General features: G+C 49.0%; 15 protein-coding genes. All 15 read right to left on the bottom strand.

The features are described 5' to 3' along the window. Positions 1 to 4 precede the first annotated feature (4 nt). The 15 genes from LQV63_RS20095 to LQV63_RS20025 all read right to left on the bottom strand — a co-directional run bounded on the left by LQV63_RS20095 (position 5) and on the right by LQV63_RS20025 (position 13,588). Positions 5 to 877, bottom strand: coding sequence for a carbohydrate ABC transporter permease (locus tag LQV63_RS20095; RefSeq protein WP_019420117.1), 873 nt, complete (start codon positions 875 to 877; stop codon positions 5 to 7). Positions 878 to 889: 12 nt separating this feature from the next. Continuing rightward, on the bottom strand, positions 890 to 1,777 hold the full coding sequence (locus LQV63_RS20090) for a carbohydrate ABC transporter permease (RefSeq protein ID WP_233698046.1): 888 nt from the start codon (positions 1,775 to 1,777) through the stop codon (positions 890 to 892). Beyond that, complete coding sequence (locus LQV63_RS20085; protein ID WP_233698045.1) at positions 1,774 to 4,758, bottom strand: extracellular solute-binding protein; 2,985 nt, start codon at positions 4,756 to 4,758, stop codon at positions 1,774 to 1,776. The genes LQV63_RS20090 and LQV63_RS20085 overlap by 4 nt, the downstream gene beginning before the upstream one ends. A 124-nt stretch (positions 4,759 to 4,882) precedes the next feature. Further along, the gene (locus LQV63_RS20080; RefSeq protein WP_233698044.1) at positions 4,883 to 6,292 is read right to left on the bottom strand and encodes an extracellular solute-binding protein; all 1,410 of its coding nucleotides are present in this window, start codon (positions 6,290 to 6,292) and stop codon (positions 4,883 to 4,885) included. A 217-nt stretch (positions 6,293 to 6,509) separates the two neighbouring features. Then, positions 6,510 to 7,523, bottom strand: a complete 1,014-nt coding sequence (locus LQV63_RS20075) for a LacI family DNA-binding transcriptional regulator (protein WP_019420121.1) — start codon at positions 7,521 to 7,523, stop codon at positions 6,510 to 6,512. Between the two features lie 832 nt (positions 7,524 to 8,355). Next, positions 8,356 to 8,580 (bottom strand): hypothetical protein, encoded by a 225-nt coding sequence (locus LQV63_RS20070; RefSeq protein WP_233698043.1) that lies wholly within the window; start codon positions 8,578 to 8,580, stop codon positions 8,356 to 8,358. Positions 8,581 to 8,740: 160 nt separating this feature from the next. Further along, entirely contained in the window at positions 8,741 to 9,385 is a 645-nt protein-coding gene (locus tag LQV63_RS20065; RefSeq protein ID WP_233698042.1) for an SMI1/KNR4 family protein, read from the bottom strand. A gap of 82 nt (positions 9,386 to 9,467) precedes the next feature. After that, positions 9,468 to 10,088, bottom strand: a complete 621-nt coding sequence (locus tag LQV63_RS20060) for an NUDIX hydrolase (RefSeq protein WP_233698041.1) — start codon at positions 10,086 to 10,088, stop codon at positions 9,468 to 9,470. Next, on the bottom strand, positions 10,081 to 10,632 hold the full coding sequence (locus LQV63_RS20055) for a DUF6886 family protein (protein ID WP_233698040.1): 552 nt from the start codon (positions 10,630 to 10,632) through the stop codon (positions 10,081 to 10,083). Before LQV63_RS20055 ends, LQV63_RS20060 begins: the two co-directional genes overlap by 8 nt. 40 nt (positions 10,633 to 10,672) lie before the next feature. Further along, on the bottom strand, positions 10,673 to 11,218 hold the full coding sequence (locus LQV63_RS20050) for a GNAT family N-acetyltransferase (protein WP_233698092.1): 546 nt from the start codon (positions 11,216 to 11,218) through the stop codon (positions 10,673 to 10,675). Continuing rightward, positions 11,218 to 11,415 carry a DUF4177 domain-containing protein gene (locus LQV63_RS20045; protein ID WP_019420127.1) on the bottom strand — a complete coding sequence of 66 codons (198 nt, stop codon included), beginning with the start codon at positions 11,413 to 11,415 and terminating at the stop codon, positions 11,218 to 11,220. The genes LQV63_RS20050 and LQV63_RS20045 overlap by 1 nt, the downstream gene beginning before the upstream one ends. A 91-nt stretch (positions 11,416 to 11,506) precedes the next feature. Beyond that, positions 11,507 to 12,070 (bottom strand): AAA family ATPase, encoded by a 564-nt coding sequence (locus LQV63_RS20040; protein WP_233698039.1) that lies wholly within the window; start codon positions 12,068 to 12,070, stop codon positions 11,507 to 11,509. Positions 12,071 to 12,117: 47 nt separating this feature from the next. Continuing rightward, positions 12,118 to 12,510: a S66 peptidase family protein gene (locus LQV63_RS20035; RefSeq protein WP_233698038.1), complete on the bottom strand. Its 393-nt coding sequence runs from the start codon at positions 12,508 to 12,510 to the stop codon at positions 12,118 to 12,120. 250 nt (positions 12,511 to 12,760) lie between these two features. After that, positions 12,761 to 12,901, bottom strand: coding sequence for a hypothetical protein (locus LQV63_RS20030; protein ID WP_233698037.1), 141 nt, complete (start codon positions 12,899 to 12,901; stop codon positions 12,761 to 12,763). A gap of 24 nt (positions 12,902 to 12,925) precedes the next feature. Beyond that, entirely contained in the window at positions 12,926 to 13,588 is a 663-nt protein-coding gene (locus tag LQV63_RS20025; RefSeq protein WP_233698036.1) for a hypothetical protein, read from the bottom strand. Positions 13,589 to 13,610: the final 22 nt, after the last annotated feature.

Below are 13,610 nucleotides of genomic sequence, written 5' to 3'. Positions count from 1 at the left end.
TCCTCTATTTCAGACCTGAATGCGCCATCGTGTTCATGACTTTACTTTGCAGCAATATAAAAATGATCAGGTTCGGAACGAACATAATTAGGGAAGCGGCAGCGGACATCCCTTGACCGGCGACCGTGTTGCCGGATTGTGACGCAATCGAGCTCATGAAGAAGGACATCGTCTTCAAGCCTTCATCGTTGACATAATAGTTCGAAGTCTCAAGGTTATTCCACACGGCCTGGAAAGCTAAAATCGCAACGGTAGCTAGTGCCGGCATAATAACGGGCACGATGACCTTGCGGAATACCGTAAATTCGCTCGCCCCATCGATGACTGCGGCTTCTTTGAGCTCGTCAGGCACCTGATCGATGAATTGCTTGAGCAAAAACAAGCCGATCGGCATCGCAAGCAAGGGCAAAATATGAGCAAAATACGTATCCAGAATGCCAGTTTGCACGACGACTAAATAACGCGGAATTTGCACCGCGATCGGCACGAACATCAAGGCAAGCGTGTTGACCTCGAACAGCGCCTTGCGCAGCTTGAACTTCATCTTCGACATGGCATAAGCTGCCAATGAGCTTATGAATACCGAAAAGAACATGACCGATAAGGTGACCAGCAAGCTGTTGAATATGAACCGGCTGAACGGAATGCCGGATGTCGACGTCGTAAAGAACAACTCCCTGAAGTTATCAAGCGTCGGCTTCTGTACAATAAAGCGCGGCGGGAATGCAAACAGCTCATCAATCGGCTTAAAGGCATGAAAAATAATAAACATAATCGGCAGCATCATAAAGAACGCCAATGGAATAAGGATGGCATAAAACTTCAGCTGACTGCGGTGAAACTTGGACGGATTCATTTTTGTGCCTTGATAAGACATGGCCTGCACCCCCTATTCTTTCTCACCGAATAATTTCCAGGAAAATTTCGATAGCATATATACACCGATAATCAAAATGACCGAAATCGCGCTTGCATACCCCATTTCATAACGAATAAGGCCGTAGTCAGAAATATGGTTGACGATGAGCTGCCCGGAATATTGCGGCGTCGGGTTGCCGCCGGACAGTTGGACGCCGATATCGCCGGCTTGGAACGTTGTCACGACCGCCATCACCGCGCCGAACAGCATCTGCGGCTTCATCGACGGGATCGTGATATAAAAGATTTCTTGAAAACGGTTTCTAACACCGTCAATATATCCCGCTTCATAGATGGATTGATCAATGTTGAGCACCCCCGCGAGCATCGCGAGGAAGCCCACCCCCATGCTGCTCCACAAGGATACGATGATCATGATCGTCATCAGATGCTCCGGCGATTGCAGCCACTGTATCGGCGCATTGATCAACCCCATATTGAGTAGAAGCGAGTTGATGTACCCCGCCTGGTCGCCGCTGAAGATGATCGTCCATACGACCGCCATCGCGACGCCCATCGTCATCGACGGGGAATAGATGATTAGCGCAAGTATCGTCCGCGGCTTCTGTGGAATTTGCGCCAGCATCCACGCGAGCAGGAACGAGATGAGATAGCCGCCCGGCCCCACGATCAAAGCGAATTTAATCGTGTTGGGCAGGACATGCTGCATGAAAATCTCATCATGCGTCAGCAGATCAATATAGTTTTTGAACCCGAGCCATCTCGGCATCTCCACCGTATTGAAATAAGTGAAGGAGAGGGCTATCGCCACCAGCACCGGGATGATGATAAACGTTCCGAACATTACAATATAGGGCGTCAGAAACAGGTAAGCTTCATTCCATCTGCGTGTCTTCATTTTCGCTCAACCCACTTGTCTATCGTTGATATGGTCGGGACCGGATAAGGCTTGATCATCTTACCATCCGCGTAGTAGCCGAACTCCTCCATTTTGCGCAGGATTTCCCGATTCGTACGCACCACCGCATCATCGATAGCAGTCCGCGGATTGTCTCCGTTGAACACGACTCGGTTCCATACGTTGCTTATTTCCCGCTCAACCATGTAGGCGCCCGGTACGCGAGACGGCTCCCGCACCCATTCGAATTGCTCTACAACTACCTGCTTGTCTTCCTCCGACCAAGGCACCTGCTCCAGCGCCTCGAGGTTGGCGGTATTCCACATGTAGGTCATGCCGAAGGTCGTCTGCATGAGATTGGCAAACTCAACTTGAATCGGAGTGGATAACCACCATTCAAGAAATTTCCAGGACTCTTCCGTGTACTTCGTCCCGTTGAAGATCATACCCGTCTGTCCGCCTGCCGGCGCCCAGCGCTCCACCGTTCCATCTGCCTTTTCCACTCCCGGATGCGGAGCAATCTTCCACATGTTGGCGATTTCTGGAGCTGCCGCCTTCAGCTGAATGTACGTATTAAAGTCAGATATCCCGACCGGCATCGTGCCGTAACGGAAATGATGGTAGAAATTCGGTACGTCCTGCGGCAAATTATAAATGGTAAATAAGTCCGTCATAAACTTAATGCCTTCCAGCGCTTGCTCGCTGTCAATGGCGGTGCTCATGCCGCCTTCGCTGAACAGCTCTCCGTCAAATTGATAAATGAACGGCGTCGTCGCGTTGAACGGCTTGAAGCCTTTGTATAGCGCAAGCGGTTCGTAGAAGTTCATGCCCAGCCGCTGCAGCTCAGGCAGCATCTCCACGACTTCATCCCACGTATCCGGCGGACTTAGCTTCAACATGTCAAGAATGTCCTGCCGATAGAACAGCACCCAGAAGTTTTGTGTTTCCGGCAGTGCGTAGACGCCGTCCCCGAAGGAGAATGGAATCATCGCGCCTTTGGAGAATCGTGTGACGATCTCTTCGTAGCCTGTGAATTGCCGCAGGTCCATTGCAGCCCCGCGGATCGCCAGCTCATATGGAATCCAGTTGCTGACGCCTAAGGCAACGTCAGGCTGCCGATTGGATGCATTGGCCAAGACGAGCTTGTTTTCATCCGGCATGATGGACAGCTTAACAGCGATCCCCGTTGCAGGTGTAAACTGTTCATCAATCATCTTCTGCATCAGCTCCACGAATGGCCTAGGACGGTTCACCCATACTTCTAGTTCGTCTTCCGCCTCGTTCGTGCTGGAGTAGGATTGATTCGTGAAGGACAAGAAGAAGCGTTTGATCGCTTCCCACAGCTTTTCAAAAAAGCCTGCATTGGGCGATGGAAGCTTGTCATCCTCATCCTGGAACAGATAAATACGATCCAAGGCAAGCGGAGACTCTGAAATCTTCTGCAACAGCGTGCCGAGCAGTTGGGCCGCGGATGCGGAGCCCTCTGAGAACAGGTTCAGACGATTGGGCAGCTCGTTCGGATTTTTGGCGATTGTGCGCAGCTGCTTCGAAGCGAGCTTCAGATTCACAATTTCGCCAATCTCCTCCACCTCCGGATTCAGCATGCTAATTTCGAGAAAGCGTTGATCCAGATCATCCGCCCACTTCAGCAACTGCTTATCCAGGCCTGGCATATATTCGAGCAGATTCCAATCTCGGTTCGCGTCCGCTTTGTTGCCGGTCAACTTCTTGATTTCCAACGTCATGCGGCTGATCTCTTTCATCTTGGACACGATATCCTCAGCCAATGGACGCATGCTCGAGAGGTTGACGGTCATGGCCAGCGTATGCTTGCCCTTGCTCAAATAAAATTGGTATGGCTCATCCCCGTTGCCGAGTGTTTCATTTTTCCATTTCTTTGTGTAGTGGAAGGCATAATTGTCCACTTCGCGAAAAGGAACGACTCCGTCGATCTCAATTCTGCGGAACACAGGCAGATCGTATTTGGTCTCCTGCAAGTATTTGAATGCAAGGCGGTAATACCCATCCTGCGGCACGTCCAGCTCCCAGGTCAGCGACTGCCCGCCTTTTTCATAGGATCTCGGGTCGATAATATTGAGCAGCTGCTTTTCCGTGTCGTACGGAGTGAGCCGGCTTTCACGTGCCGAGGCCGCCCGAATGGAGGAATCGTTCTTAATGAGCGGCTGCTCCGCTTCGGTAATCAGAAGCGTCTCCATATGTTTTACGCTTTCATCTACAGTTGGCTGGCTCTTCAAGTAATCATCATACGTTTCTATTTGATCAGGGACTTTGATGTTCACATTGCCCAGCAGCATTTCCCCCCTGGTGTTGACTAGCGTTATGGTGTTTATGCCTCTCTCCAGCTTGAACTTGAGCGGATCCATATGAAAATAACTCGCATCCATGGCGTATACCGTTCGCCATTGCTTCACTTTCTGTGAACGAGGCAGCAGCTCATTGCCATACCGATCCCATTTTTCTGCGAGCGGCTTGTTCTCCCACAGACTCGGGAACAGGATCCGGCGACTCTCATAGAACGGATATTGTCCGTTAATTTGCAAATAACCCTCGGTAGGTAAAATACTGTCATTCAATATGTAGTAATCAAAAGCAAGTTGATATAATCCGGGTTCTTTGACGTTGACATTCAATGTGACCTTTGCATCCTTATTCCAACGCACCGTATCTCCGCCATATCCGAAGCTTTCCGACTGGGAAACAATAAAGCCTTGGTTAGTCTCATCCTTGCTGGGTGACACGGCGATTTGTATATTTGGGATTATGGGAACCTCGGACCACTCTTGCAGCTTTTCCGTGTAGCTTGGCTCAAGCAAATGGTGTGCATTCTCAACTTCACCAGCCTGTAGCGGCACTGGCTGCTCCGATTCCGCCTGCGCTTGCGTTCGTGGCGCCTTATACCCGCCAACAAGAAGAGTTGCGATCATGATGCATATCAGCAATGTTCGATAAGTTTTTTTCATGGTCTCTTCCCTGCCTACTTCTTTAGTAATGCCGTAGGTGCGAAAGAGTTAACATGCGCGATCAAAAGGGGGGCTTTTTGAAAAACCTCTTGGCATATTCTCTCGCACCTACGGTCAATGGCGTTTATTGATTTATTCGTTGCATCGCTTGGCTGACGAACTCATTCGCCTTGTCTTCCATCTCTTTCGCTTTATCCGCTGGCTTCAATTCGCCTTTAACGAATTTTTCAGACAGCTTCTGCTCATCATTCAGCCAGACATTGTATTCTCTCCAGCCCGGGAGCGTTTTGCCGAAGCCAGGCACCGCTTGATCAAACAGCTTGATTGCCGCTTTCACGCCCTCCATCTTCAACTGTCCGTCCATTTTCTCCCACACTTCCGAAAATTCGGCAACCGGGAATTTATCGATATCGATATTTAATTCCTTATTCAAGTCGAGACGAGTCAACCAGCCTTCTTTGCTCCACGTCATGAACTTCATTAACTCATAAGCGGCTTCTGGATGCTTCGTCGTGGAGGATATGCCAATGTAGTCCAGAACGATCGGCATTCTTTGTCCCGCTTTGCCGCGGGGATACGGATAGAAATCAAGCTTGCCTGCTCCATCCTTTTCCATTTGCGCCCCCAATGCTGCCATGTTCCAAGAACCGTCGATCCCGAGCGCAACGTGCCCTTTTTGCATAGGCCATGCCCCTTCGTCTCCGAACACGGCTTTTTTCTCTTCACCGGTCATTTTCTCCTCCACTTTCAATCGGCGAAGCTCAAGCTTCTGATTGTAGCCATCAATCCATTGCTGATTCGTGAAATGAAACTTCTCGCCATCAAAGGTGCTGTTGCCCATAGATACATCACTCAACGCCGGCCAATGCTCATCGAAGGACAGGTTGCCCCACGGGCCGCCAATCCCGTAAATATGCTCTGCCGGATTGGATACTTTCTTCGCGATGTCGATCATTTCATCAATCGTCCAATCGTAGCCCGGCAGCGGGATGTTGTTTTTCTCGAGCAGCGTTTTGTTCACAAAGACGCCCATGATGAATTGGAAGGTAGGCGACGCCAGGCGTTTGCCGCCATATACCGCTTGCTTCGCAATGTTCGGATAGATGGCTTTTGTTTCCTCGTCAGCATCCCATAATTCCGTCAGGTCATACAGCCAATCATTCTCCACGCCAACTGGCACGTTCTCTACCCAAAATACGTCTGGCAGATTGCCGGCGCTAGCTGCCGCAGTCAGCGAATCCGTCCAAGGCCAGTTAATGGAACTATCTTTCTCAACGGTAATATTAGGGTGTTTCTGCATGAAAGCTTCTAACAGCTTGGCTTCCATTTCCGGGGTTTCCCAGCTTGCAAACTTCAGCGTAATCTTTTCTGTTTGCCACGATGGTTTCTCTTCTTCCTTCGGCGTGCCGGTTGCCGGCTGATTCGTCGAACTAGAGCTTTCGTTAGCCGCATTGTTCCCGCCCGTACAGGCAGTAAATATGGATACAACCAACAACAAAGCCAGCAATAATGAAAAACTCTTTCTTCTGCTCATCTCGTTATCCCCTTTGTCTTATAATATATAGGTATAATTGCATGAAACCGTAGTAAGACTCTCAAATGACATCGTTTTCATAAATTCAGAATATATATGTATCCATTGTAGAAATACCACTCTTTTAGTCATACAAGCTACAATAACCACACTTTTATGAAATCGATTTCATTTTTGTGCATTTTATAAAAGGGGTCCTCGGCTAAGAAGCCCGGACTTATGTTCTTTTATAATCCGAGGAACCGCGTATGCATAGTTGAGAATCAATAATCGCTATTCGGTCATGTTCATCATCCAGCTCACCGTTGATCTGCCGAATTAGCAATTCAGCCAGAGCGTACCCCATTTCAACCTTCAGTTGGTTGATCGTGCTCAGGGGCGGCGTCAAGTATCGGGATACCCTCTCATTATCAACCCCAACGATGGCGAGCTCTTGGGGAATGGCTATGCTCCCTTCCCGGCATGCATCATACACGCCTAAGGCCATCTCGTCATTTGCCGAGAATACTGCCGTGAAATCAAGTTCTTTGGCCCAAAGACGCTGTATTGCCGCATAACCGCCTTCTTGGTTGAAGTCACCGTTCTCTACAAGCTCCGGACGAAATGGAATGCCATGATCTCTCAAAGCTTTAATATATCCTTCTAGACGGTCAAAGCTGTCTACGGCATGCGCATAGCCGCTGATGAATGCAATATCCTTATGTCCCTGCTCAATGAGATGCTCCACCGCTTGCTGGGCAACCTCAGCCGTATTGGTCTGGACGTTGAAGATTTTAGGGTCCACAATGCTGCGCCCGATCGTGCCGATTACATACCCTCGTTCGACAAGCTCCATCACTTCTTGCTTGGATAACATCGACTCCACCAAAATCATTCCGTCCACGCTTCGGTTGGTGAGCAGCTGCAAATACTCCGATTCGATATCTTTATTGTTTTGCGCATCACAAATGATGACTTTGAATTTCTCGGAGTAGGCCTTGTTCTGAATGCCTTTGACCAGATTCGTGTAGTAGGACACCATAATATCCGGTACAATCACGCCTAGGGTCAACGTTTTTTGCTGTCGCAGATTTTTCGCAGCAGCATGGGGCACATAATTCAATTCCTCAATAACCTTCAGCACCTTTTTCCTCGTATCGGCCTTTACCAGCGGGTTATTATTCAATACTCTGGAGACGGTCGTCGGAGAAACCTTTGCTGCTCTTGATACATCCACAATTTTAATGTCCATTAAAAACTCAGCCTCTGTCATATATTTTCAGAAAAATGAATCGCTATGTACACTTCGGCACACTTCCATCTGACTCACACCCAGAGTATAACAAGAAATGAAATCGTTTTCAATATTATTTTACAACCGAGACGACAAAATTTACTTGAGCAGCCGCTTGGATCTAATGTAATTCCATGCTGCACTGCTGCACATTCTGAGGAGTAACGTTGCACAGAACAAGCTAACTGTAGTTGTGCAGTTGGAGGGCAACAAGCAACCATACCGATCGGGTATTTCACTTTACCCGTTACATGAGGATATTGAATTTTGAGATGACTGCCATTGCCTAAGCAGCAAACTAGTGAGCGAAGACCAGTCACTGGTCCTATGAATGGCTGTCTGACCCTGACCGTTCGTCGCATCATAGGGACGTCGTCCGGTCATTCCATGAATGTCCGAATCCACATTTGGGGAGACGAGCTCTCTCCGTTTGGCGCTTATAGTCACTCTCCCCTTCGATCAAAAACAACGATTTCACAAGTCAGCCCAACGCTCAACTGTGATGTGGCATGGCAGTTATGCGGTAGCATGAACTGCTGCACAGTCTGAGGACTAACGTTGCACGGAACGGGGAGAAGACAGGCACACAACTTCCCCCATACGGAGGGATGAATCATTCTGAATGAAAGGGAGAGTGGCGATAAGATCTTTTCAGAGTATAGTCGTTGACTGGAAGCACTAAGGATCATATCTGTTATACAACCGTAACGAATCACGTGCCTTGTCTCTCCGTTTCCTTATCAAAGCGCAACAGTTATGTCACCAATCTCATCTCACCAGTTATCAGCCGTTAACCTTGATTCAGCTTGTCTAGCGCAATTGTGGCTTGGTCGCATATGCGTCTGGAGTGAGCCCGGCCACCACCGCGAATCGGATCGCTCTCTGCAGGCGGGATTCGATAGTCGGCGAGCGCCGCTTCCAAGTAAGGACGGGCCTCCTCTATCTTCTGCTCGCCTGCGATAAAAATGGCTTTGTCTTTCACATACAGCTTCCGGTGTTCAATCAACTCGCACATAATGCGCACGCCTTTATCTGGATTAACCTGAAGTTTTTTCGTGAGCCACAAAAAAAGAACATTTTCCAAACTAGCTTCGTTGGGAAAGGAGGGCCGGCATGTCAGAAGCATTGAAGGTTCCTATGGATGATCTGGAGACGTGCGATTATGACCTGGAAGATTAGTCCTCTTTTTGTTCTTCTGTATTCCGCAGTGAGCATAACGTCATGATCATTTCACGGAATGAAGCAAAGATGTCATTTACGTACGGCAGCACATTCGCTCGTACCCGAGACCCATCTTCCCCCAGCTCATGCAAATAATCGTGCAGAATCCATATGACGGGGCAATCGCCGTCTTCGTCCATTCTCAACGTGTCGAAGCAGACAGGGCCTTGACTGTCTTCACATTCCGTAAAAGGAACATAACCTGCCGCTAACAACGGCTCCCAGGACTGAAGCAGAAACCGGTAGTTGGACACCCTGTCCTCCGACGACATCGCAGGCATTTCAATGAATCGGCAATCGCCTTTATATCCGTCCTCTTCCTTCACGTTATTGAAGTGTAGATCGATATAATGATACGTTTGGAGCAATGCCTTCAATAGTGGTGGAAAGGAGATCGAGAACTCAGCTTCCAATTCCCGAATTTCCTCATCGGTAATAGTAGAGGGGATGAGCTTCCAGTTCACCCAACCTTCTTCATCTACTTCACCGGCTCTCATATCATCCGGCACATTTTCCTCCACACTCATGAACGCTAATGGATCCACGTTTTTCAGAAACGAATCCAAATAGTCCTTTATCAGTGCCCTTTCTTCCTTCATCTGCTGTAACTCCTTTCGATGCTTGGCAGTTCAGTCCTTCTACTATAATTTCGAGTATTTTCAAGTATTTGCGGGCTCTGGTTCACTCCACACAACTTGCTAGGTGGTCCAATATAAACTCATAATATGTACGTTCATGCGGAACAAAATCGCCCATCGTCAGCTTCACTTCCACGCCAGCAGGACCGTGCACAGGCACGAATTCTGTTCCAGCAATGCTCTCTGCTTCATGGGTAAACAACAAGCGAAAATGCCCAACTTCGACTGTGACAATCGAAGTGACTTCATCTTCCTGCAATCGGAAATCCGTTAAAGAGCCTTGATACTCATGGAAAAAAACATGTCCTAACTCATTGTCAATGATGTTGTCGCCCTTAATCGAATCGGAAATGACACCGGTATAGGTGAGCTGTGACGGATCCAAGTCAATTCCTAGCTCCTCCCTCAACTCTCGGACGCCATCCAGCGGACGTTCCCCGGCTTCCAGATGTCCTGCTGCCGTAATATCCAATAGCCCGGCGTAATCTTTCTTTTGGCTATGTCTTCTTTGAAACAAAAGGTACGCTTTCCCGTTCTCCACCCTCCATAACCAACAATGAAACGTTTGGTGCCACAGCCCTTCGGAATGAACCTCATCCCGCAGCTTAACACCTGTATGCTCCATATTGCTCGTGAACGTGTCGATATACTCTTTTCTAACCATAATGCTCTCTCCTATGCTCAATGGTTGCGTTCGCCTTCGCCGCATGTTTGAAGCGAATGATGGAAAAATCCAGGGTAGAAGCGATAACGCTATTGCGAATGGGATGCAAATCCGGGGTGAACCGCAATTCTACGTGCTGGCTCGCGATCCGCTCTAGCAAATCGCCGACCGGCTCGACCTGCAAAGGAACGATTTCCTCCGCAGCTGTGTAATACCCAGCCGTTTTGGCTTCTTCGAACAATTGAAACTTCTCCGCGGGAAACGTATATACATATAGCTTCGTACTGCGGATTCGCTCCAGCCACCCATTTTCGACGACGATAATTTTATCTACGGTCGTATTCGCGAAGAAAAGATCGCGATCTTCCTCTGTCGTCCACGCCGCTTTCCAATAGATGACCCGGGGACAGTCCCTTGGGAAAAAGTAATGCACAGCGCTAGCCTCATCAATCGCGAATACCATAGGCGGATATTGCGGAAACGAAGTCGGCGGCCGTGGCTTGAATATTTCGATATCCGGTTCCTCGCTGAAATGATAGAGCATATGTCCTCCCTTTCACATTGTAATGGCATGCCGAGATTTTTCACGCTTGGTTTGCTTTGTATTCAATGAGCCAGCAGTCCCGCATTTCGCCTTCGTGATATTCATGCTGCGGCAGTAATTTGACCTTATGAAATCCGCACTTCTCATACACTTTAAGCGCACGCTCATTCCACGTTTGCGGATCCATGACGATTTTATCGGCATGATGTTCCGTTGTTAAATGACGTGCCATGGCTTGAACCAGCTCGGTTCCAATCCCTTTGTTCCAATACTCCGTTGCTCCGATAAATTGATCCATCCCGAAAATTCGTCCCTCGGATTCTTCATAACCATATTCCTGACGTTCTTCTTCCGCGAGCGAGTAATATTGAATGTATCCGATGGCCGTATCATCATACTCTACAATGCACGGTGTAATGTCGCGGGAGCGCCCATAAAAATGCTTCTGGACCATCGCGAGGTCGTGCGGGCGATCCCGGCCCTCATAATAACGCAGCACTTCGGGATCCGACAGCCACGTGACAAGCAGGGTAGCGTCACTATCACGGAGCGGTCTGACATGGATCCTATTGGCAGTGAACAGCATCACATTTTCTTCCTCCTTTTGAATACCGAGATGACGTCGGTCGTCTGGCCCGATAGACTTGTATCGAAGCAGGATACTAACTCCCAGCCATCCATGCCAAGCTGATTCAGCTCATCTTCGAACGATTTTTCGTCGACCTTGCCGCCGAGGAAACCCCCTGTTTTAATTTTCAACGTCTTATACTCCCATTGTTCCATTGCAATTCATCCTTTCCTTAGCTGAGATCATTACGAATGAGTCTCTACTTATCACTGTTCCAAAAGAGTCCCTTTTTGAACTACTATAAGCCTACGGCAAAACTAGCGCCTCTGTCCATGCCCTGCGCCAAATTTCATCGGCCGTTTCCTCCGGGGTCAGCTCGGAAGAGTCGAGCCACATGCCAATTCGAGGCGTTTCATTGTGAAGGATATGATCTAAATCCGATACCGTCCATATTCCGTAGCCCTGCTTGTTCCGGGCCGCTTCCCGGGCCGCCACGATGTCGGTTCGCGGACAGAGCACGACCATATAGAAAGGGCGGGTCTTGACGGACTGAATGAATGTGTTGACCTCGGCCCCTACAATCACGTCTTGTACCACCGTATGGAATCCGGCTTCTACGTACGCATCCGCTGCGGCTGCCGCCAAGCGGTACCGCAGATGCAGCTGTCGAATCGCTTCCTTCGATGCGTCAGGCAGCATTTCCTCGTGCCCGCTCACAATCATACGGCGGAATGCATCTCCACGCACATGAACTCCTTTCGTGAATCGTTCCGCCAATAGCTGCGCGACCGTTGATTTTCCGGATGCCATAATACCTGTTACGAGAAAGAGGCTTGGATTGCCTTGAGCGTTTAGTTGGTTTTGCTTCATAACATAACCTCCTAACATTAGAATGGGTTGTTATTCCCCTTAGCCACTCATCTATCTAATACAATTTGACTCCCGATGACGATACCTTTACATTCCTTTTCATGCCCGATCTCAATCGTTTTTACGATAGGAATGCTTCTTCGTTGCGTCAGAGCTACGAGGTATTCTTCAACGATGGCGTACTCCCCGTGCTGCTCTAGCTCGGTGAAGGAGCCGAGAATGATGCCGGTACAGTGTTCGAAGGCACCGAGCTGCTGGAGCTGCGCGATGAGAGACACGATGCGATTCGCGCGTTCGCCCAAGCTTTCCAGCTGAATGACGGTGTCCGTGAAATCCGGGAAGTACGCCGTCCCCGCCAGCTTCAAAAAGCAGCGGATGTTGCCCCCGACGACCGTTCCGCTCATGCGGTTGCCACGAATCCATTCGTATCGGAAATCCAACAGATTACGCGGCCCCTGGAAGAATGTGCGGTAGAAATGCCTTTTGTTGCTGACCTATTTATTGCTAATCTGAATCATGGGGAGAGTGAACAAAAGAGCACTTTGACACTCTTTACCTTGCTCTATCTGACGTTAGCTCCAGCAGCTGATGCGCCGCACGCTCATCAATCTCCGTATGTATCTCTATGCCTTGAAATACAGCCGCAGAGATCGTCGTCTTGAAATCATACTTGAATTCTTCATCCCCGGCTTACGTCAAAGCCGCCTTCCCTTGCCAATGAATCGTATAGGCGTCGTTGTCTGCCCGGTCGAACCGGATGCGATGAAATGCGGTGCTGATGCGATGACCATTCGGCCACGGATTGTTAATAAAATAGATTCGATCTCCCATGCTGCACCTCATTCATTGTTTTCGCTATTCTGGACCGGTCGTCGTAGTAGTAGTCACCGTTTCATCGACGATATCCTCCCGCACGATGTCGCCATTGTCATTATAAGTCGTAATATACAGCTTTTGTCCCTGAACCTCATCCAAAAAAGTATAGTACAATTTGAACGAATCGCTTACTTTGATGAGCTCCGCTTGCCTTTCAAGCCCCTTCACTCCATCCTTGACAACCACTCTCGCCTCGTCTGGATGTACGACGACGCCGACGAGCACCGGAAATGGGCTGTCCCCGAATTCCGAGCCTGCCGTGCTCGGCACATACATGCTTGCATTGCCAATCGGAATGGGGTTGTCACGCGCTTGCTGCTCAGGAAGCGTCATATGTAAATTGGAAGCAGAGAAACTGCCGCCATATCCCCATTTCCAACCTGATGGTGTCTTCTTCACATATTCCGTAGAGACCGCAGATCCGGATTTGTTTCCAGTAGCATTCCGCAGGAAGAATACGACGACTCCGCCCTCTAACGGCTGTTCATGAATGATATAACCGACATACGCGTCCCCGCGCACCTTCTCGATGGCGCTGACGATTGAATCGCTTGAGCCATCATCAGATTGTGACTTATACACGAACCATATCGCGCCGACGACGGCAATGGTGAAAATAGCGGATATCAATAATTTTTTCAAGAGCGTGCAACCTCCTTCTATA

It is taken from the genome of Paenibacillus profundus (assembly GCF_021369635.1).
Classification (GTDB): domain Bacteria; phylum Bacillota; class Bacilli; order Paenibacillales; family Paenibacillaceae; genus Paenibacillus_B; species Paenibacillus_B profundus.
The sequence above is the reverse complement of the archived record's forward strand: the minus strand, read 5'-3'. Positions and strand labels throughout refer to the sequence as shown.

Bases quoted from the DNA above. Each gene is read 5' to 3' on its own strand.
- LQV63_RS20095 (WP_019420117.1), bottom strand. From the start codon at position 877: ATGTCTTATCAAGGCACAAAAATGAATCCGTCCAAGTTTCACCGCAGT.
- LQV63_RS20090 (WP_233698046.1), bottom strand. From the start codon at position 1,777: ATGAAGACACGCAGATGGAATGAAGCTTACCTGTTTCTGACGCCCTAT.
- LQV63_RS20085 (WP_233698045.1), bottom strand. From the start codon at position 4,758: ATGAAAAAAACTTATCGAACATTGCTGATATGCATCATGATCGCAACT.
- LQV63_RS20080 (WP_233698044.1), bottom strand. From the start codon at position 6,292: ATGAGCAGAAGAAAGAGTTTTTCATTATTGCTGGCTTTGTTGTTGGTT.
- LQV63_RS20075 (WP_019420121.1), bottom strand. From the start codon at position 7,523: ATGGACATTAAAATTGTGGATGTATCAAGAGCAGCAAAGGTTTCTCCG.
- LQV63_RS20070 (WP_233698043.1), bottom strand. From the start codon at position 8,580: ATGTGCGAGTTGATTGAACACCGGAAGCTGTATGTGAAAGACAAAGCC.
- LQV63_RS20065 (WP_233698042.1), bottom strand. From the start codon at position 9,385: ATGAAGGAAGAAAGGGCACTGATAAAGGACTATTTGGATTCGTTTCTG.
- LQV63_RS20060 (WP_233698041.1), bottom strand. From the start codon at position 10,088: ATGGTTAGAAAAGAGTATATCGACACGTTCACGAGCAATATGGAGCAT.
- LQV63_RS20055 (WP_233698040.1), bottom strand. From the start codon at position 10,632: ATGCTCTATCATTTCAGCGAGGAACCGGATATCGAAATATTCAAGCCA.
- LQV63_RS20050 (WP_233698092.1), bottom strand. From the start codon at position 11,218: ATGCTGTTCACTGCCAATAGGATCCATGTCAGACCGCTCCGTGATAGT.
- LQV63_RS20045 (WP_019420127.1), bottom strand. From the start codon at position 11,415: ATGGAACAATGGGAGTATAAGACGTTGAAAATTAAAACAGGGGGTTTC.
- LQV63_RS20040 (WP_233698039.1), bottom strand. From the start codon at position 12,070: ATGAAGCAAAACCAACTAAACGCTCAAGGCAATCCAAGCCTCTTTCTC.
- LQV63_RS20030 (WP_233698037.1), bottom strand. From the start codon at position 12,901: ATGGGAGATCGAATCTATTTTATTAACAATCCGTGGCCGAATGGTCAT.